Here is a 19226-nt window from a genome sequence, read left to right on the forward strand (position 1 = left end):
TCGGAGCGCGACGGCGGATGGCCGCGTCGTCAGGCGCCGAAGGTCTGCACCCACGACGTGCCGGAGAGCCCGACGCCCGTCGCGGTCGACGCGCACGACTCGATGTTCGCGCGGTGCCCTGGGCTCGCCATCCAGTCCGCGACCACCTGCGCGGCCGTCGTCTGCCCCTGCGCGACGTTCTCGGCGGTCGGGCGGTCGTAGCCCGCGTCGCGGATGCGCTCGTCGAACGAGCGGCCGTCGCTGCCCGTGTGCGACATGTACCCCTCGGCGTCCATGCTCTGCGCGTGCGACTGGGCCGCTGCGGTCAGCGCGTCGTCCGGCACGAGCGTCGGGCAGCCTGCCGTGGCCCGGTGCTCGTCGACGAGCGCGAGCACCTCGGCGACGGTCGCGTCCCGGCGGGCGGCGTCGTCCGTGCCTGCAGCGTCCGTGTCGTCCGTGCCTGCGTCGCCCGTGCCCCCCAAGGCAGTGCTTCCCGAGGACGAGCCGTCCCCCGCGTCGCTCTCGTCCGTGGCGGGGTCGCGGGTCGTGCCGCGCGACGCGGCATCGGTCTCTGCGTCTCCCGACGTCGCGTCGCCGGCCCCGGAGCCGTCGGTCGTGCCGTCCGTGGCACTGCCCGAGGCACCGTCGGTCGCGCCGTCCGTCGGGGACGGGTCGACGACGCTCGGCGGCGGGATCGTCACGACGACGTCCGGGTCCGTGAGTCGCCCGCCGGGGGTCGGCTCGGGCAGGACGCCGCTCCAGCCGACCGCGATCCCGGCGAGGAGCCCGCCGACGACGGCGAGCGTCACGTGGCGGCGGCGTCGCGTGGTCGCGGCGCGGACGGCTGGGCTGCGGACGGCGGCACTGCGGACGGCGGCGCTGCGGGCCGTAGCGTCGCGGGCCGTGGCGCCACGGCCGGCGGCGCCACGGTCGCCGCGGTCGCTCGTGCCGCGTCTGCTCGCCGTGCTCATGCGTCCTCCACCGTGTCTCGTCGGTCACCGTAGCGTGCCGGTCGCGCCGCTCGGACCTCGGGCAGGCATGATCGGTGCCACGGCCGACGTGACGATCGCCATGCGGCCCCTGGAGGCCACCTCGTGTTCGCCGGCCGGACACCCGGCGGCCCTAACCTCGGGTCATCACCCCCGACGGACGGAGACGCGTGCCCGCCACACCGGACGACCCGCAGCACGGCGAGTCACAGCAAGGCGACGGTCCGCACAGCGCGTCACAGCACGGAGTCGGCCCGCACGGCGACGGCCCGCACGGCGCGACACAGCACGACAACGGCCCGAACAGCGGGTCACAGCACGGCGACGGCCCGCAGCACGACGAGTCACAGCCCGGAGTCGGCGGCCCGCACGACGACCCACTGCGCGCCGCCCACCGCGCCCCGCGACCCCGGACCCTGGTCGACCTGCTCACCGCGATCGCCGCGGTGCACCCGGACGACCCGGCACTCGACGACGGCGCGACGTCGTACACGTACGCGGAGCTCGTCGCGGAGGTCGCGGCGCGCGCGGGGTCGCTCGCCGACCACGGCGTGGGGGCGGGCGACCGCGTGGGGGTGCGCGCGACGTCCGGCCGCGCGGACCTCTACCTGACGATCCTCGCGGTGCTGTACGCGGGGGCGGCGTACGTGCCGGTGGACAAGGACGACCCGGACGAGCGGGCCGAGCTCGTGTTCGGCGAGGCGGGCGTGCGGGCGGTCGTGGGCGACGACGGCGCGGTCACGACGATGCGGGACGGCGCGGGCGAGCGCGTGGGTGAAGCACCGGGGCTGGACGACGACGCGTGGATCATCTTCACGTCGGGCTCGACGGGCACGCCCAAGGGTGTCGCGGTCACGCACCGCAACGCGGCCGCGTTCGTCGATGCCGAGGCGCGGATCTTCCTGCAGGACGCGCCGCTCGGCCCGGGGGACCGCGTGCTCGCGGGGCTCTCCGTCGCGTTCGACGCGTCGTGCGAGGAGATGTGGCTCGCGTGGGGGCACGGCGCGTGCCTCGTGCCGGCGCCGCGGTCGCTCGTGCGCACCGGCATGGACCTGGGGCCGTGGATCGAGGAGCGCGGCATCACGGTCGTCTCGACCGTCCCGACGCTCGCGGGCCTGCTGCCGCCGATCACGCTCGCGGACGTGCGGCTGCTGATCTTCGGCGGTGAGGCGTGCCCGCCCGAGCTCGCGCAGCGGCTCTCGGAGCCGGGCCGCGAGGTGTGGAACACGTACGGCCCGACCGAGGCGACGGTCGTCGCGTGCGCGGCGCTGCTCGGCGGCCCGGGCCCGGTGCGGATCGGCCTGCCGCTCGACGGGTGGGACCTGGCCGTCGTCGGGCCGGACGGGAGTGAGGTGCCGCCCGGCGGCACGGGCGAGCTTGTGATCGGTGGCGTGGGGCTCGCGCGCTACCTCGACCCCGCGAAGGACGCCGAGAAGTACGCCCCGCACCCGGGTCTCGGCTGGGAGCGGGCGTACCGCTCGGGCGACCTCGTGGTGCGCGACGACGCGGGCCTGCTGTTCGTGGGCCGCGCCGACGACCAGGTCAAGGTGGGCGGGCGCCGCATCGAGCTGGGCGAGATCGACGCCGCGCTGCTCGACCTCGACGGTGTCGCCGCGGCCGCCGCCGCGGTGCGCCGGACGGCGGCCGGCAGCCAGGTGCTCGTCGGGTACGTCGTGCCCGCGGCCGGGTCGGCGCCCGACACGCACGCCTGGGTCGACGCCTTGCGCGACGTGCTGCCTGCCGCGCTCGTGCCGCTGCTGGGCGTGGTCGACGACATCCCGACGCGCACCTCGGGCAAGGTCGACCGCGACGCCCTGCCGTGGCCGATCGCCGCGGCGAGCGGCCCCGACGCCGACGCGTCGCCGCTCACGCGCACCGAGGAGTGGGTCGCCGACGTGTGGGAGTCGGTGCTGGGCGTGCGCCCAACGAGCGCCGACGACGACTTCTTCGACCTCGGCGGCGGGTCGCTGACCGCCGCGCAGGTCGTCTCGGCGCTGCGCCGCCGCGACCCGCGCACGACGGTCGCGGACCTCTACGACAACCCCGCGCTCGGGGACATCGCGACGCTCGTGCGCGGCCGCGCCCCCCGGCCGGACGCCGCGGGCGGCCCTGGCACGTCCGGCCCTGGCGCGTCCGGCGCGGGCCCGTCCGGGTCGGGGTCGTCCGGCGCCCGCTCGTCGGACGGCGCGTCCGGGCCCGCCGTCCTGCCCGTGCCCCGCTCGACCCAGGCGACGCAGACCGCGGTCGTGCTGCTGCTGCGCACGCTCACGGGCCTGCGGTGGCTCACGTGGCTCGCGATCGCGGGCACGCTCCTCGCCGCGACGGGACTCGCGGCCGAGGTCGGGGCGGACGCACCGCACGCCGTCCTGCGCCCCGTCCCGTGGTGGCTGCTGCTCGTCGCCTGGCTCGTGCTCGTGAGCCCGTTCGGGCGCATCGCGATCGCGGCGCTCGGGTGCCGGCTGCTGCTGCGCGGCGTGCGCGCGGGCCAGCACCCGCGCGGCGGTGCGGTGCACGTGCGGATCTGGGCCGCGGAGCAGCTCGTCGCGTCGGCGGGCTCGCTCACGGTCGCGGGCGCACCGCTCGTGGGCCTGTACGCCCGCGCGCTCGGCGCGAAGGTCGGCCGCGGCGTCGACCTGCACTCGATGCCGCCCGTCACGGGCATGCTCACGCTCGGCAAGGGCTGCGCGGTCGAGCCCGAGGTCGACCTCTCGGGGCACTGGGTCGACGGCGACACGCTGCACGTCGGCGCGATCAAGGTCGGCGCGGGCGCGACCGTCGGGGCGCGCAGCACCCTGCTGCCGGGCGCCCACGTCGGCAAGGGCGCGGACGTCGCGGCAGGCTCGTGCGTCACGGGTCGGGTCAAGAACCGCGAGTACTGGGGCGGTTCGCCCGCGGTGCGCATCCGCGGCTCGGCGCGGCACCCGTGGCCGGCCGAGCGGCCGCCGCACGCCCCGCGCTGGGTGCTCGGCTACGCGCTGAGCGGTCTCGTGCTGGGCCTGCTGCCCTTCGTCGCGGGAGCCGTGGGCCTCGTGGTGCTCGGGGCCGGGATCGCCGCCTGGAACCTGCCGGACGACGCGGGCGTGCTCGCGCTCGTCGCGCCCGTCGCGGCGTGGCTCCCGCTCGCGACGCTCGTGGCGCTCGCGGTCTACGCGCTCGTGGTCCTGGTCGCGGTGCGGCTGCTCGCGCTCGGGCTGCGCGAGGGCTACCACCCGGTGCGGAGCCTGCCGGGCTGGCAGGCGTGGGTCACGCAGCGCCTCATGGACTCGGCGCGCACGGTGCTGTTCCCGCTCTACTCGAGCGTGTTCACGCCGGGATGGCTGCGGCTGCTGGGCGCGACCGTCGGCAAGGACGTCGAGGCGTCGACCGTGATCGGCATCCCATCGATGATGGACGTCGCGCGCGGGGCGTTCCTCGCGGACGACACCATGGTCGCGCCGTACGCGCTCGGCGGCGGGTGGGTGCGGGTCGCCACGGCGCGCGTCGGCAAGCGTGCGTTCCTCGGCAACTCGGGCATCACCGCGCCGGGCCGGTCGATCCCGAAGAACGGGCTGGTCGCGGTGCTGTCCGCGACGCCGCACAAGGCCAAGTCGGGGTCGTCGTGGCTCGGGAGCCCGCCGACCCTTCTGCGCCGCCCCGCGACGTCCGACACCGACGAGGGGCTCACCTACGAGCCGCCGCGCCGGCTCGTGCGGCGCCGGGCGGCGGTCGAGCTGCTGCGCTGGGCGGCTCCGGTCACGTGCGCGTACGTCGCCGCCGGGGTGCTCCTGGGTCTGCAGGGCATCGTGACCGCGCACGGGTACGGGGTCGCGGCGCTGCTCGGCGGCGTCGTGCTGCTCGGCGGCGGAGTCGTGGCGGGTCTCGTCACGACGGCCGCGAAGTGGCTGCTCGTAGGCCGGTTCCGCACGGGCGACCACCCCCTGTGGAGCGGCTTCGTGTGGCGCAACGAGCTCGCGGACACGTTCACCGAGACGGTCGCGGCGCCGTGGCTCGCGACGCACCTGTACGGCACGCCGTGGCTCACGCTGTGGCTGCGCACGCTGGGCGCACGGATCGGCCACGGCGTGTGGTGCGAGACGTACTGGCTGCCCGAGGCCGACCTCGTCGAGCTCGGCGACGGCTCGACCGTGGGCCGCGGGTGCGTCGTGCAGACGCACCTGTTCCACGACCGCGTCATGAGCCTCGACGGCGTGGTGCTCGAGCCGGGCGCGTCGCTCGGGCCGCACGGCGTCGTGCTGCCGGGGGCGCGGATCGGCCGCGACGCGCACGTCGGGCCCGCGTCGCTCGTGATGCGCGGCGAGGAGGTGCCCGCGGGCAGCACGTGGGCGGGCAACCCGATCGCCCCGGCCGCCACGGCGCCGCGCTACCGGCCGGGGGTTCGCGTCACGTAGGCTCGCGGTCCGCCCACGATCGACCCCGCCCCCCGGCCCGGCCGGGCCCGCACACGACGATCCATCGGAGGATCCGTGCCCAAGCACGACGCCACGACCCCCGTGCTCGACCCGTACGTGCCTGAGCGCGGCTCGACCGTGTACCGCGTCGAGCACTACGGGCTCGACCTGACGTACCGGGTCGTGGCGAACCGCCTCCAGGGCGTCGCGACGATCGAGGTGCTCGTGCTGCGCGCGAGCGACGTGGTCGTGCTCGACCTCGTGCACCTCAAGGCGTCGCGCGTGAGCGTGGGCGGACGACGCGCGCGGTTCTCCCAGCACGGCGGCAAGCTCACGGTGCGGCTGGGCGAGGTCGCGCAGTCCGGGCGCCGGGTCACGCTCGAGGTCACGTACGGCGGGAGCCCGCGACCCGTCGTCGGGCGCTGGGGCGACACCGGGTGGGAGGAGCTCACCGAGGGGTCGCTCGTCGCGAGCCAGCCCGACGGCGCGCCGTCCTGGTTCCCGTGCAACGACCACCCGTCGGTCAAGGCGACGTTCGAGATCACCGTGACTACCGACAGCCCGTACACCGTGGTCGCGAACGGCCCGCTGCTCGGGGTCACGCGCAAGGCCACGACGCGCGTGTGGCGGTTCGGGCGCACCGACCCCATGTGCACGTACCTCGCGTCGGTCAACGTGGGCCGGTACGAGCCGCTCGAGCTCGCCGCGCCCGCGCCAGGGGCGGTGCCGCAGCGCGCCGTGCTCGCACGCGAGCAGCACGGCGCCGCGACGGCCGACCTGCGCCGGCACTCCGAGATGATGCGCGTGTTCGAGCGGCTGTTCGGCCCGTACCCGTTCGACCAGTACACCCTGGTCGTCGCCGAGGACGACCTCGAGATCCCGCTCGAGGCGCAGGGGCTGTCGATCTTCGGGCGCAACCACATCGACGGCGACGGCACGTGGGACCGCCTCGTGGCGCACGAGCTCGCGCACCAGTGGTTCGGCAACAGCGTGTCCGTGCGCCGGTGGCAGCACATCTGGCTCAACGAGGGCTTCGCCTGCTACGCCGAGTGGCTGTGGTCCGAGGAGTCGGGCCGGGCGACCGCCGACGCGCACGCCCGCGCCGCGCACGCGCGCCTCGCGGCGCTGCCGCAGGACCTCGTGGTGGGCGACCCCGGGCCAGACCTGATGTTCGACGACCGTCTCTACAAGCGCGGCGCGCTGACGCTGCACGCGCTGCGCCTGACGATCGGGCACGAGCCGTTCTTCCGGGTGCTGCGCACCTGGACCGTCGCGCGCCGGTTCGGCACCGCGACCACGGCCGACCTGCGCGACGTGATCGTCGAGCAGGTGCCCGAGCACGCCGACGCGGTCGACGAGCTGCTCGAGCAGTGGCTCGGGCGCGCCGCGCTGCCCGCACTGCCGGAGGCCGTGCGGCGCTGAGGCGCGGGCTGCTCCGCCCTCGGCCGCCTCAACCACGCACCACGCACCCGTCGAGCTCGCGCGCGATCGCGTCGTGCTCGGCCTGCGTGACCCACAGCCCGTACGCGGCCTTGACCTGCACCTGCCGCAGCACGTACGCGCACCGGAAGCCCCGGCTCGGCGGGAGCCACGTCGCGGCGTCGCCCGCGCCCTTGCGCTGGTTGAGCGGACCGTCCGAGGCCAGCAGGTTCGCGGGGTCGTTCGCGAACGCGAGCCGGGTCGCGTCGTCCCACCCCTGCGCACCCTTCTGCCACGCGTCACCGAGCGCCACCACGTGGTCGACCTGCACCGCGGCCGACGTGCCCGGCCCGCGTCGGAACTCCACGAGCCCGCCGCCGTACGGGTCGGAGAGCGTGCCCGCGAGCACCACGCAGCCCTGCGTCGCCGGGTCGGTCTCGACGTCGTCGAGGTCGCGCGCGAGCACGTCGTCGCGCGTGTCGCAGCCGTTGCCGTCGACGTCGGCCCACGCAGGCCCGAACGCATCACGGTCGTACCCCGTGAGCGGGGCCCGGCCCTTGACGTCGAGGCGCGCGAGGTCCGCCCGGGCGTCGTCGAGCATGCGAGCCGTGACGGCGTAGGTCGGGCCGGGCGGCGCGGTCGTCTCGTGCGCGGCCGCGAGGGTCGCGGCGGCCGCGGCGACCAGGATCGCGGCGGTCAGGCGGCGCGGGCTGCGGGCCGGTGCGCGGGCGGCGGGCGGGTGTCGCATGACGGCATGCTCGCGCGGTCGGACGCCGCTCCGGGCCCGCCGTCCCCAGGCCCGGCCAGGTCCCGGCGTCGTCCCCAGCCGCCGACGAGGCTCGCGTCAGGAGTCGAGGGCCGCGAGCCCCGCGAGCGTCCGGGCGCGGTGCAGCACCGCGTCGAGCATCGCGGGCGTGAGCACCCCGGTCGAGACGTTGCGCGGGCTCACGTGGTAGCACCCGAGCAGGGTCGTCGCGCGCCCGTCAGCGTGCACGAGCGGCAGCTCGGCGCCGTGGCGGAACCGGGGGCGCGGCCGGGGAACGTCCCACCCCTGCTCGACGAGGGTCGCGAGCATCGCGCGCCAGCCGAACCCGCCGAGCACGAGCACGACGCGCGGCCCGACGAGCTCGAGCTCGCGCGCGAGGTACGGCCCGCACCGCCGTCGCTCGGCAGGCGTCGGACGGTCGGCGGGCGGAGCGCACCGCACGGGGGCGGTGAGGCGGACGCCGTTCAGCCGCAGCCCGTCGTCCGCGGACGTCGCCGTCGGTCGGCTCGCGAGGCCCGCGCGGTGCAGGGCCGCGAACAGCACGTCGCCGCTGCGGTCGCCCGTGAACATGCGCCCGGTGCGGTTGGAGCCGTGCGCGGACGGCGCGAGGCCCACGACCTGGATCGCGGCCTCGGGGTCGCCGAACCCGGGCAGCGGTCGCGCCCAGTACTCCTGGTCACGGAACGCCGCCCGGCGCGTGCGGCCGACCTCCTCGCGCCAGGCGACCAGGCGAGGGCACGCCCGGCAGTCGACGACGAGCGCGTCGAGCGCGGCCACCGAGGAGCAACCTGGCGCCAGGGACGGGAGGTCGGCCACGTCGTCCGGCACTGCGCCGTCCGACACTGCGCCGTCCGACACTGCGCTGCCCGACGCAGCGCCGCCCGACGCCGCGCCGTCCCGCGCCACGCGCTCAGGCCCGGCCGACCTCGTCACCTCAGCGACGCTCGTCGCGCCAGTCGATCCACTGCTTCAGCAGCGACAGGTCGTAGTCGGGGCCGCTCGTGCCGACCGTGAGCAGCGTGGCCCCGGCGCCGAGCAGGGCGTCCGCGACCTCGGCCGGCGGGGCGCTGACCGCGACCGAGCGCTCGACGAGCGCCGCGGTGTCGCGGCCCACGGCCGCGCCGTGCTCGTCGAGGATCCCGGACTTGCGCGCGAGGGTCTCGGCGTCGCCGAACGAGTGCCACACGTCGGCGTGCTCGGCCACGATGCGCAGCGTCTTCTTCTCCCCGCCGCCGCCGATCATGATCGGGATCTCGCGCGTGGGTGCCGGGTTGCCGGCTGCGAGGCGTGCCTTGATGCGCGGCATGTCGTCGGCGAGCTGCTTGATGCGCGAGCCCGCGGTGCCGAACTCGTACCCGAACTGGTCGTAGTCCTTCTCGAACCAGCCCGCGCCGATCCCGAGGATCAGGCGCCCGCCCGAGATGTGGTCGACCGTGCGGGCCATGTCGGCGAGCAGCTCCGGGTTGCGGTAGCTGTTGCACGTCACGAGCGCGCCGATCTCGACCTCGCTCGTCTGCTCGGCCCACGCGCCGAGCATGGTCCAGCACTCGAAGTGCTTGCCGTCGGGGTCGCCCGAGAGCGGGTAGAAGTGGTCCCAGTTGAAGATCACGTCGACGCCCATGTCCTCCGCGCGCAGCACGGCGTCACGGATCTGGGAGTAGTCGGCGTGCTGGGGCTGGAGCTGGACTCCGATGCGGATGTTGTTCGTCATGGCAACAGACTAGGCACGGTCGAAGCGATTCGAACAGCGCGGCCGGGAGCGGACGTCGCGCGCCCGGCCTAGCCTCGGACCATGACCTCAGCCCTCGGCCCGGACGTCACGCGCCCTGCCACGCGCGGCGCCACGCGCCCCGCCACAGCACGCCCGCACGCCCCGGCACCGCCCTGCGCGCCGAGCACGGGGATAGGCACACCCGCGAGCGCCTGGAGTGTGCTCAACCCCGTGCTCGGCCGTGCCTGATCCCCTCGACGGCCCGCGCGTGCGCGCGCTGCGCCTCGCCGCCCAGGGCCTGCGCGGGGCCACCGCCGGGACCACGCCCACCGACGTCGTCCGACACCTCGGGGCCGTCCAGTCGCAGGAGCTGTGGCCCGCGTTGTGGGGCGTGGCCGCGCGCTGCGTGCCGCCGGGGGAGCCGGTGCCGGACGTCGCGCGCGTGGTCGCCGCGTACGACGACGGGCAGGTGCTGCGCACGCACCTGCTGCGCCCCACGTGGCACCTCGTCGCGCGCGACGACGCGCGCTGGCTGCTCGAGCTGACCGCGCCGCGCGTGCACCGGCAGAACGCCGCCCAGTACCGCCGCGAGGGACTCACGGACGCGCACCGGGCTCGCGCGGCCGAGGCGCTCGCGGCCGCGACGAGCAGCACCGCCCTCACGCGTGCCCAGTGCGCCGAGGTGCTCGACGACGCAGGCCTGGGTTTCGAGGCCCTCGGCGCGTCGCCCGGCACGTCCGCCGCGCCGTCCGCGCGGCCGACGCCCGGCGGCACGCTCTCGCACCTGCTCATGAGCGCCGAGCTCGACCGCGCGATCGTGAGCGGGCCGCTGCACGGGCGAGCGACCACCTACCGGGCGTTCGACGCCCGGGTGCCGCCCGGCCACGGCCCGCTCGGGGCGTCGTTCGACCGCGACGCGGCGCTGCGCGAGCTCGTGCGCCGGCACCTCGGCGCCCGGTCGCCCGCGACCGCGAAGGACGTCGCGGCGTGGTCGGCCCTGACCCTGACCGACGTGCGCGGCGCCCTCGCGGCGCTCGGGGACGCGGGCGAGGTCGAGGCGGTGCCCGGTGCGGGCCTGCTCGAGGGCATGACGCTCTGGGTCGCGGCAGGCGCCCTCGACGGGGGGCCAGCGTCGGCCCCGCGGGCGGCCGGGGCGCGCGGGAAGGTCGACCTGCTGCAGGGCTACGACGAATACCTCATGGGCTACTCGGAGTCCCGCGCGGTCGTCCTCGAGGGCGTCGGCGACCGGCCCGGCGACGAGCCCGCGGTCGCCCTCGGCTTCGAGCGCAAGGGCGCCTACGTGCACGCGGTCGTGGTCGACGGCCTCGTCGTGGGGCGGTGGCGGGCGACCGTGACCACACGCGAGCTCACGCTCGACGTGCAGTGGTACCGGCCGCCGTCCGACGCCGTGCGGCGCGCGCTCCGGGCCGAGGTCGAGCGCATGGCGGCCCACCGGGGCGTCGCGCCGGCCGCCGTCCCGCCGCTGACCGCCGTCCTACCGTCGTCCGCCGTCCCACCGCCGACCGCGCCATCCGTCACGCGATCCGGCCGCGAAGCGTGACGGATCGCGCGCTCGGCGGTGGGCGGCGCGGGGGTCAGGCGCCCGTGATGACCCGGCGCTTGGCGAGCGTGAACTCGTGCTCGCTGAGGACCCCGGCGTCGCGCAGCTCGGCGAGCCGCGTGACCTCCTCCGAGATCGACGGCACCGCGGCCCCGAATCCGGGGTGCGCGGGCCCGTCGGCGGACGCCGCAGCCGCGGGAGGTCCGGCCGTGACCTCGGCACGCGCCGCGGCCGGGGCGGGGATCTCGTACGGGTCGGTCGGGCCGGGCGACGGGTGCTGCGGGGCGAACCTCCGCATCGCCTTGTCGATCTCGTCGTGGTCGGCGACCGGCACGGCCTTGAACGTCATGGACCGGCCCTTGGGCGCCTCGACGTGGAAGGTACGGCGCTCGGCGTCGAAGCCCCACGTAGTGATCGAGGTGTGGTCGTAGGCGACGGCGAGGGCCCGGCTGGTGGTGAACCCGAGCACGCGGCGGTTCGTCACGACCACGCGGTCGCAGAACGGGCGGAAGTTGTTGCAGACCGCGATCAGGACGGGCTCCTCGCCCGGGATCCACGACCCCGCGAGCAGCGCGAGGTAGTCCTGCGTCTTGTCCCCGACCAGCCCCGTCCCGACGCGCACCATGGATCGATCGTACCGACGGCCACCCCACCGCCGACCGCGCCATCCGTCACGCGATCCGGCCGCGAAGCGTGACGGATCGCGCGCTCGGCGGTGGGGCGTCGGCGTACGGTGGCGGCATGAGCTCACACACCGGCGCTCCCGTCGACGCGACCGCCGTCCCCCGGCCCCGACGCCCCGTCGCCCCCGAGATCTCGCGGTCCTGGCTCCTGGTCAACGCCGCGCGCGAGGAGCTGTTCGCCCCGGCGTTCCGCTCGCGCGCCGACCAGGTCGTGCTCGACGTCGAGGACGCGGTCGACCCGTCGGCCAAGCCGGCCGCCCGCGAGTCGGTCGCGCGGTGGCTCGAGCAGGGCGACCGCGACACGTGGGTGCGCATCAACGACCGCACCACGTCGTTCTGGAGCGACGACGTCGACCTCCTCGCGGGGCTGCCCGGCCTCGCGGGCGTCATGCTCGCCAAGACCGAGGCGGCGGCCGACGTGACCGAGACGTTCGACCGCCTGGGCGGTTCGACGCCCGTGCTCGCCCTCGTCGAGTCGGCGCTCGGGATCGAGGAGTCCGTGTCGATCGCCCGGGCGCGCGGCGCGTTCCGGCTCGCGTTCGGCAGCGGCGACTACCGCCGCGACACGGGCACGAGCGCCGACGACCTCGCGATGGCCTACCCGCGCTCGCGCCTCGTCGTCGCGAGCCGGATCGGGCACCTGCCCGGCCCGATCGACGGCCCGACGGTGAGCAGCAACCACCCGGTGCTGCGCGAGCAGTCGGCGACCACGGTCTCGCTCGGCCTCACGGGCAAGCTGTGCCTCGACGTCGACCAGCTGCCCGTCATCAACGAGGTCATCAGCCCCACGCCGTCGGACGTCGCGTGGGCGCGGGACTTCCTCGCGGACTTCGACGCGCGCGGCGGCGTGATCCGCGACGGCAGCGACCTGCCGCGCCTGGGGCGCGCGCGCAAGATCGAGAACCTCGCGCGGGCGTTCGGCGTCAACCCGAGCTGACTCACCCGTCGTCGGACGGCGCCCCGGTCGGGCTCGCGGTCGGCTCCCCGGCGTCGTCCGGGGCCGGGGGCAGCGTGCCCGCCGCGACCTGGTCGAGCCAGCCGAGCACGGTCGCCTGGATCTGCTCGCGCGCCGCGTCCCGGTCGACGGTCGACCGTTCGTCGCCGGGCGCGTGGCCGAAGTCCCCGAAGTCGGCGTGGTTGACGCCCGGCAGCCGCGCCCAGGTGGTCGAGGCGGGCAGCACGTCGCGCGACGACGCGATCCGGGACGGGGGCACGACGCCGTCCTGCGTGCCCCAGAGCGTGAGCACCGCCAGGGGCGCGTCGCTCAGGTCGACGTCGGGCGCCGAGCCGAGCAGCAGCAGGCCGTGCACGTGCCCGGCGCCGACGTGCGCGGCCGCGAGCTCGGCGGCCGCCTGCCCGCCGACATCGGTGCCGCCCACGACCCACCGCTCGACGCCGAGGTCGTCGAGGAGCCCCGCGCCCTGGTCGGGGTCGAGCGACGGGTCCCCGAGCGGTGGGGTCACGACGGCGACGACGTAGCCGGCCTCGGCCACGGGGCGCAGCATCCGCGCGAAGGCGCGCGCGTCGACGTGCTCGCCCGGGTAGAACAGCAGCCCGGTCGTGGCGACCTGCTCGGGCGTGGGCGCGCCCTCGACGGTGCGGTCGACGAGCTCCGCGGGGTCGGTGCCGGGCTCGCGCGGGACGAACACGTAGTGGCCCTCGTCGCGCTCGAGGTCCACGACGTCGTCGCTCGCGTACGCGTCGACAGCCTCCCAGGACGCGACGTGCGGCTGGTAGTGCAGCACCGACCACGTGAGCGCCACGAGCGCGAGCGACGCGACCGCCTGCACCGCGACGGTCCCCGACGTGCCGAGCCGGGGCACCGACGGCGCGACCGCGGGCTCGGGCGGCGGGGCGGGGGCGTCGTCCGACGCGTCGCGGTAGAGCAGGACGAACAGGCGGCCGAGGACGAGCACGCCCGCGGTGAAGGTCAGCGCGACGAGCACGCCGAACAGCCAGTGGTTCGCCCCCAGGGCGTCGCCCGTGCGGGTGCCGACCCACAGCGAGGTCGCGACCATGCCGGCGCCCAGGACGAACGTCCAGGCGCGCCCCCACGCGGTCGCGGCCCTCACGGGTAGGCGGTCCCTGCTCTCACGACCTCGACGCTAGGCGCGACCGGGCAGGACCGCCCGTCGAACCCCGGCGGCTCAGGAGTTTTCGCCCGTGCCCGCGGCGTCGTCGGGCGCGGTCACGCACCACCCGGCGTCGCTCACGAGCCGGTCGGCCTCGGCCGGGCCCATGCTCCCGGGCGCGTACGGCACGGGGGTCGGACGCCGCTCGCCGAGCAGGGGCGCGAACGCGCGCCAGGCCTCGTGGAGCGTCGCGGACGTGGTGAACGCGCGCCGGTCGCCCACGAGCACGTCGTGGACCGCGGACGCGTACGGCGGCAGGGCCTCGCCGACAGCGACGTCGTCGAAGTCGAGCACCGCGGTGCCCTGCGCGAGCACGAGCTCGGGGCCGGGGCGCTTGACGGTCGTGGAGATCTCGATGCGCCCGTCGCCCGCGATCGAGACGCTCACCGAGTCGATGCCGACGCCGCCGAGCGGCCCGCTCTCGGGCGACCGGATGATCAGCGTGACCCGCTGCGCGCCGCGCGCGAGCCGCTTGCCGGTGCGCAGCACGAACGGCACGCCGCGCCAGCGGTCGGTGTCGATCCACAGGCGCGCGGCGACGTACGTGTCGGTCTGCGAGTCGTCCGCGACGCCGTCGATGGCGGTGTACCCGTCGAACTGCCCGAGCACCACGTCGTCCTCGGGGTCGAGCTCGCGGAAGTGCCGGAACACCTCCTCGCGCGCCGCGACGAGCTCGTCGACCTCGAGCGTGTCGGGCGTCTCGAGCGCGACCTCCGAGGCGACCTGGAACAGGTGCGTCACGAGCATGTCGAGCGCCGCCCCGGTCGCGTCGTAGAACGAGGCGCGCTGCGCGACGTCGAGCGTCTCGGGCACGTCGACCTGCACCTCGAGCACGTGCTCGCGGTTCCACACGCTCTTGAACAGCTCGTTCGCGAACCGCAGCACGTGCAGGTTCTGGGTGCCCTCCTTGGCGAGGAAGTGGTCGATGCGGAACACCTGCGACTCGTCGAGGTGCTCGTGCACGAGGTCGTCGAGCTCGGCGAACGTCTCCGGCGACGTCCCGAACGGCTTCTCGTACACGACGCGCGCGCCGTCGAGCAGCCCCTGCGCGGCGAGCGCCTCGGTGGCCGGCGCGAACGCGGTGGGCGGGATCGCGAGGTAGTGCACCACGAGGGCGCCGTCCGCGACGGCCGCGGCGACGTCGTCCGCCCGCGACCAGGGCGAGTCCTTCTCGACCTGGTACGCGTACGACAGGTGCTGGGCGAACTCGTCGAACGCGTCGAGCGGCTGGTCGGTGTGCTCCTCGAACGCGTCGCGCACCTCGGCGCGGAACGCGTCGTCGCCGTCGTCGACCTGGCCCGTACCGATGATCTGCCAGGTGCGGGGCAGCAGCCCGCGACGGTGCAGCAGGTACAACGAGGCGAGCACCATGCGCTTGGACAGGTCGCCGCGCGAGCCGTGCAGGATCAGCACGAGGTGCTCGGGCAGGTCCGGGTCCGTGTGGCTGAGGTCGACGTGCTGCACGGTGGGCTCCTCGAAGGTCGGGGCGGGCGGGCTCCTCGACGCTACGACCGTGCGGGGCCGCTCGCGCTCCGAGTGCCGGGCGTGCCCGGCGGCGCTACGGTCCTAGAAGTTCCGCGCCACCGACACGGATCGAGGCTTCTTCATGGCACGAGCGAGCACGGGTCCCGCCGACGGCGGGACCACCAGGACCCGGGAGCAGTGGAGCGGTCAGACCGCGTTCATCCTCGCCGCCGTCGGCTCGGCGATCGGGCTGGGCAACATCTGGCGGTTCCCCGGCGTCGCGTTCGACAACGGCGGCGGGGCGTTCATGATCCCGTACCTCGTCGCGCTGCTCACCGCCGGCATCCCCATCCTGTTCCTCGACTACGCGCTCGGTCACCGGTACCGCGGCTCGTCGCCGCTCACGTTCCGCCGGATCGCGCGCTGGGCCGAGGGGCTCGGCTGGTTCCAGGTCGGCATCTGCTTCGTGATCGCGCTGTACTACACGGCCGTGATCGCGTGGGCCGCGAGCTACTTCGTGTTCTCGTTCGACCTCGGCTGGGGCGACGACCCGACCGCGTTCTTCACGACCGACTACCTGCAGGTCGGCGACCCCGGGTTCAGCCTCGACTTCGTGCCGGGCGTGCTGATCCCGCTCGTGCTCGTGTGGGTCGTGACCATCGCGATCCTCGCGGCCGGCGTCGCGAAGGGCATCGAGCGCGCCAACGTCGTGTTCATCCCGCTGCTGGTCGCCACGTTCACGGTCCTCGTGGTGCGCGCGCTGTTCCTCGACGGTGCGGCCGACGGCCTCAACGCACTATTCACGCCCGACTGGGGCGCGCTGGGCGACCCGGGCGTGTGGATCGCCGCCTACGGGCAGATCTTCTTCTCGCTGTCGATCGCGTTCGGCATCATGATCACGTACGCGTCGTTCCGTCCGCGGCGCGCGAACCTCACGTCGCCGGGACTCGTCGTCGCGTTCTCGAACTCGTCCTTCGAGATCCTCGCGGGCATCGGGGTCTTCGCGACGCTCGGGTTCCTCGCCGCGCAGGAGGGCGTCGCCGTGGGCGACCTCGAGGGCCTCACAGGCGTCGGGCTGTCGTTCATGACGTTCCCCGCCGTGATCTCCGAGATGCCCGGCGGGCAGCTCTTCGGTGCGCTGTTCTTCGGCACGCTCGTGCTCGCGGGCCTCACGTCGCTGCTGTCGATCCTGCAGGTCGTCTCGTCGGGCTTCCAGGAGAAGTTCGGCTGGAGCCCGCGCGCCGCCGCCACCGGGATCGGCAGCGTCTCCGCCGTCGTCTCGATCGTGCTGCTCGGCACCACGACCGGGCTGATCTTCCTCGACACCGCCGACAACTGGGCCAACAACATCGGGATCGTGGGCTCGGCGGTCGCCATGACCATCCTGCTCGTGTGGGTGCTGCGCAAGGGCCCCGAGCTGCGGTACCACCTCAACGCGGTCTCCACGTTCCGGCTCGGCAGCTGGTGGTACGTGTGCGTGGGCGTCCTCGCGCCCGTGGTGCTCGGGTACATGCTGATCGACCGGATCGTCGACCTCGTCCAGAACGGCTACGGCGGCTACCCGACCTGGTACCTGCTGACCGTCGGCTGGGGCGCCATCGCGTTCATGGTCGTGTTCGCCGCGGTCATGAGCGCCACGCGCTGGCGCAGCGACCCCGACGCGCTCGAACCCTGGCCCCCGTACCCGCCCGCGTCCGACACCCGTGCCGTCAAGGAGGCCCAGCGATGACCACCGAGGCCGCAATCTTCCTGGCCGTGACGATCCTCGTCGTGTGGGGCGGGCTCGTCGCGAGCATCCTGTTCCTGCGCGCTCACCCCGAGAGCCGCCGCATGCCTCCCGGGGGCGAGGACGACGCCGCCGAGACCGCCCGGGAGGCCGGCGGCCCCGTCGTCCACGACACGTGAGCCGCCGCGGGCGCCGTCCGGCACTCGCGATCCTCGGCGCCCTCGTGCTGCCGGGACTGCTCGCGGGCTGCGTCGACGTCGACGACGAGGCCGTGATCGCCGACTCGGGCGGCGTCGCGGGCGTGCCCGACGTCGACCTCGGCGGGATCACGCCCGACCCGGCGGTCGTCGCGCTCGTGCCCGACGAGATCGCTGCCGCGGGCGTGCTCACCGTCGGGACCGACACCACGTACGCGCCCGCCGAGTTCCTCGCGGCCGACGGTCGCACCCCCGTCGGGTACGACGTCGACCTCGTCACGGCGATCGCGCGGACCATGGGCCTCGACGTCGACGTCCGCACCGCCGCGTTCACGAGCATCATCCCGTCGGTGGGCTCGCGCTACGACGTCGGCATCTCGTCGTTCACGATCACGCCCGAGCGCATGGACGCGGTCACCATGATCAGCTACTTCAACGCGGGCGAGGCCGTGACCGTGCTCGCCGGCAACCCCGAGGGCGTCGACCCCGACCATCTGTGCGGCCTGACCGTCGCCGTGCAGACCGGCACCGTCGAGTTCGACGAGCTGCCCGGACTCTCCGACGACTGCGTGGCCGCGGGCGACCCCGAGATCACGCCGCTCGTGTTCGGCGGGCAGGACGAGGTCACGACCAACCTCGTCGGCGGGCGCGCCGACGCGATGTACACCGACTCGCCCATCGCCGCGTACGCGATCGCGCGCACCGGCGACCGCCTCGAGAAGGTCGGCGAGACGTTCGCGACCGCCGACCAGGGCATCGTCGTCGCGCAGGACGACCCGGCGCTCGCCGACGCCGTGCTCGCAGCGCTCGAGTCGCTCCAGGCGAGCGGCGACTACCAGCGCATCCTCGACGCGTGGGGCAACGGCGAGGGCGCCGTCGACCGCCCGCAGATCAACCCGGAGGTGGAGCCGTGAGCGATCCCGTCCCCAACCGCATCCACGCGGTGCCCGTGCGCAGGCCCGGGCGCTGGGTGTCCGCGGGCGTCGTGCTCGTGCTCGCCGCGATGTTCGTGCACGGCCTCGTGACCAACGCGAACTACCGCTGGGACGTCGTCTGGCTGTACCTGCGTGACACCCGGGTGATCCAGGGCGTCGGCTGGACCCTGCTGCTGACGTTCCTGTCCATGCTGATCGCGGTGATCCTCGCCGTCACGCTCGCGATCATGCGGCGGTCGGACAACCCCGTGCTGCGCGGCGTCGCCTGGTTCTACATCTGGGTGTTCCGCGGCACGCCCGTCTACACGCAGCTCGTGTTCTGGGGCCTGCTGTCCGTGCTCTACCCGCGGCTGAGCGTCGGGGTGCCGTTCGGTCCCGAGCTCTTCTCGTTCGACACCGCCGACGTCATCACCGCGTTCTACGCCGCCGTGCTCGGGCTCGCGCTCAACGAGGCCGCGTACCTCGCCGAGATCGTGCGCGCCGGGCTCGGGTCGGTCGACCCCGGCCAGGCCGAGGCCGCCAAGGCGCTCGGCATGAAGGACGGGCTCACGCTCCGCCGCATCGTGCTGCCGCAGGCCATGCGCGTGATCGTGCCGCCGACCGGCAACGAGACGATCTCGATGCTCAAGACCACGTCGCTCGTGCTCGCCGTGCCGTTCACGCTCGACCTCACGTTCGCGACCGACGCCATCGCGAACCGGATCTTCCTGCCCATCCCGCTCCTGCTCGTCGCTGCCATCTGGTACCTCGCGATCACGAGCGTGCTGATGGTCGGCCAGCACTACGTCGAGCAGTACTACGGGCGGGGCACCGCGGGCGGCGGCGGTGGTCGTGGCGGTCGTGGTGGGCCGGGCGGTCGTGGCGGACGGCGCGCGCGGCGGTTGTCGCGGCAGGCGGCGATCGCGGGGGCGGGCACGACCAAGGACGATCCCTTCCTGGAGGTGACCCCGTGAGCGGGACGAACGAGAGCAGCGGCACGAGCGCGGCCGACGGCACGCGCGCTGCGGGGACCCGGCCGGGTGCCGGGACCGCGGCTGCGTCGTCCGACGCCCCGATGGTGCGGGTGCGGGGGTTGCACAAGGAGTTCGGGTCGGTGCACGTGCTGCGCGGTGTCGATCTGGACGTGGCGGCGGGGTCGGTGTGCGTGGTCCTGGGTCCGTCGGGGTCGGGCAAGAGCACCTTGTTGCGGTGCGTGAACGAGCTCGAGGAGATCACCGGGGGGTCGGTCGAGGTCGCGGGCGAGCTGATGGGGTACCGGGTGCGTCCGGACGGTCGG

At 74.9% G+C, this 19226-nt stretch carries 16 protein-coding genes; 9 read left to right on the forward strand and 7 right to left on the reverse strand.

Annotation, left to right across the window (positions count from 1 at the left end; genetic code table 11):
* Nucleotides 1-29 precede the first annotated feature (29 nt).
* Nucleotides 30-950 (reverse strand): CAP domain-containing protein, encoded by a 921-nt coding sequence (locus CLV28_RS13720; protein WP_100423891.1) that lies wholly within the window; start codon nt 948-950, stop codon nt 30-32.
* 188 nt (nt 951-1138) lie between these two features.
* Between CLV28_RS13720 and CLV28_RS13725 the strand changes: the two genes are divergently transcribed.
* Complete coding sequence (locus CLV28_RS13725; RefSeq protein ID WP_373314273.1) at nt 1139-5356, forward strand: Pls/PosA family non-ribosomal peptide synthetase; 4218 nt, start codon at nt 1139-1141, stop codon at nt 5354-5356.
* A 75-nt stretch (nt 5357-5431) separates the two neighbouring features.
* Nucleotides 5432-6778: a M1 family metallopeptidase gene (locus tag CLV28_RS13730; RefSeq protein WP_100423892.1), complete on the forward strand. Its 1347-nt coding sequence runs from the start codon at nt 5432-5434 to the stop codon at nt 6776-6778.
* A gap of 28 nt (nt 6779-6806) precedes the next feature.
* Here the strand turns inward: CLV28_RS13730 and CLV28_RS13735 are convergent, their stop codons facing one another.
* The 3 genes from CLV28_RS13735 to CLV28_RS13745 all read right to left on the reverse strand — a co-directional run bounded on the left by CLV28_RS13735 (nt 6807) and on the right by CLV28_RS13745 (nt 9252).
* Nucleotides 6807-7523 (reverse strand): HNH endonuclease family protein, encoded by a 717-nt coding sequence (locus CLV28_RS13735; RefSeq protein WP_100423893.1) that lies wholly within the window; start codon nt 7521-7523, stop codon nt 6807-6809.
* A gap of 96 nt (nt 7524-7619) precedes the next feature.
* Nucleotides 7620-8318, reverse strand: a complete 699-nt coding sequence (locus CLV28_RS13740; RefSeq protein ID WP_211281474.1) for a uracil-DNA glycosylase — start codon at nt 8316-8318, stop codon at nt 7620-7622.
* Nucleotides 8319-8475: 157 nt separating this feature from the next.
* Nucleotides 8476-9252, reverse strand: a complete 777-nt coding sequence (locus CLV28_RS13745) for an LLM class F420-dependent oxidoreductase (protein WP_100423894.1) — start codon at nt 9250-9252, stop codon at nt 8476-8478.
* A 241-nt stretch (nt 9253-9493) separates the two neighbouring features.
* Between CLV28_RS13745 and CLV28_RS13750 the strand changes: the two genes are divergently transcribed.
* Nucleotides 9494-10813, forward strand: a complete 1320-nt coding sequence (locus tag CLV28_RS13750) for a winged helix DNA-binding domain-containing protein (RefSeq protein ID WP_157802656.1) — start codon at nt 9494-9496, stop codon at nt 10811-10813.
* Between the two features lie 34 nt (nt 10814-10847).
* Here CLV28_RS13750 and CLV28_RS13755 read toward each other — a convergent pair whose 3' ends face one another.
* Nucleotides 10848-11438: an SHOCT domain-containing protein gene (locus CLV28_RS13755; RefSeq protein WP_100423896.1), complete on the reverse strand. Its 591-nt coding sequence runs from the start codon at nt 11436-11438 to the stop codon at nt 10848-10850.
* 116 nt (nt 11439-11554) lie between these two features.
* On the opposite strand from CLV28_RS13755, the gene CLV28_RS13760 reads away from it, so the two are divergent.
* Nucleotides 11555-12433 carry an HpcH/HpaI aldolase/citrate lyase family protein gene (locus tag CLV28_RS13760; protein WP_100423920.1) on the forward strand — a complete coding sequence of 293 codons (879 nt, stop codon included), beginning with the start codon at nt 11555-11557 and terminating at the stop codon, nt 12431-12433.
* A gap of 1 nt (nt 12434) precedes the next feature.
* On the opposite strand, the gene CLV28_RS13765 is transcribed toward CLV28_RS13760, so the two are convergent.
* Nucleotides 12435-13568 carry an alpha/beta hydrolase gene (locus CLV28_RS13765; protein ID WP_100423897.1) on the reverse strand — a complete coding sequence of 378 codons (1134 nt, stop codon included), beginning with the start codon at nt 13566-13568 and terminating at the stop codon, nt 12435-12437.
* A gap of 75 nt (nt 13569-13643) precedes the next feature.
* Nucleotides 13644-15092 carry a glucose-6-phosphate dehydrogenase gene (locus CLV28_RS13770; protein WP_239073178.1) on the reverse strand — a complete coding sequence of 483 codons (1449 nt, stop codon included), beginning with the start codon at nt 15090-15092 and terminating at the stop codon, nt 13644-13646.
* Between the two features lie 142 nt (nt 15093-15234).
* Between CLV28_RS13770 and CLV28_RS13775 the strand changes: the two genes are divergently transcribed.
* The 5 genes from CLV28_RS13775 to CLV28_RS13795 all read left to right on the forward strand — a co-directional run.
* The gene (locus tag CLV28_RS13775; RefSeq protein ID WP_100423898.1) at nt 15235-16821 is read left to right on the forward strand and encodes a sodium-dependent transporter; all 1587 of its coding nucleotides are present in this window, start codon (nt 15235-15237) and stop codon (nt 16819-16821) included.
* Entirely contained in the window at nt 16818-16997 is a 180-nt protein-coding gene (locus CLV28_RS13780) for a methionine/alanine import family NSS transporter small subunit (protein ID WP_100423899.1), read from the forward strand. Before CLV28_RS13775 ends, CLV28_RS13780 begins: the two co-directional genes overlap by 4 nt.
* The gene (locus tag CLV28_RS13785) at nt 16994-17929 is read left to right on the forward strand and encodes an ABC transporter substrate-binding protein (RefSeq protein ID WP_100423900.1); all 936 of its coding nucleotides are present in this window, start codon (nt 16994-16996) and stop codon (nt 17927-17929) included. The genes CLV28_RS13780 and CLV28_RS13785 overlap by 4 nt, the downstream gene beginning before the upstream one ends.
* The gene (locus tag CLV28_RS13790; RefSeq protein WP_244900161.1) at nt 17926-18903 is read left to right on the forward strand and encodes an amino acid ABC transporter permease; all 978 of its coding nucleotides are present in this window, start codon (nt 17926-17928) and stop codon (nt 18901-18903) included. Before CLV28_RS13785 ends, CLV28_RS13790 begins: the two co-directional genes overlap by 4 nt.
* On the forward strand, nt 18900-19226 hold a 327-nt coding region (locus CLV28_RS13795), incomplete at its 3' end, for an ATP-binding cassette domain-containing protein (protein ID WP_280522697.1). The genes CLV28_RS13790 and CLV28_RS13795, both read left to right, overlap by 4 nt.

The sequence above is a fragment of the Sediminihabitans luteus genome, assembly GCF_002797595.1.
Taxonomy (GTDB): Bacteria; Actinomycetota; Actinomycetes; order Actinomycetales; family Cellulomonadaceae; genus Paraoerskovia; species Paraoerskovia lutea.

What these genes read in the sequence shown, in the direction of transcription:
- CLV28_RS13720 (WP_100423891.1), bottom strand. Translation starts at nt 950, where the DNA reads ATGAGCACGGCGAGCAGACGCGGCACGAGCGACCGCGGCGACCGTGGC.
- CLV28_RS13735 (WP_100423893.1), bottom strand. Translation starts at nt 7,523, where the DNA reads ATGCGACACCCGCCCGCCGCCCGCGCACCGGCCCGCAGCCCGCGCCGC.
- CLV28_RS13745 (WP_100423894.1), bottom strand. Translation starts at nt 9,252, where the DNA reads ATGACGAACAACATCCGCATCGGAGTCCAGCTCCAGCCCCAGCACGCC.
- CLV28_RS13755 (WP_100423896.1), bottom strand. Translation starts at nt 11,438, where the DNA reads ATGGTGCGCGTCGGGACGGGGCTGGTCGGGGACAAGACGCAGGACTAC.
- CLV28_RS13760 (WP_100423920.1), top strand. Translation starts at nt 11,555, where the DNA reads ATGAGCTCACACACCGGCGCTCCCGTCGACGCGACCGCCGTCCCCCGG.
- CLV28_RS13775 (WP_100423898.1), top strand. Translation starts at nt 15,235, where the DNA reads ATGGCACGAGCGAGCACGGGTCCCGCCGACGGCGGGACCACCAGGACC.
- CLV28_RS13780 (WP_100423899.1), top strand. Translation starts at nt 16,818, where the DNA reads ATGACCACCGAGGCCGCAATCTTCCTGGCCGTGACGATCCTCGTCGTG.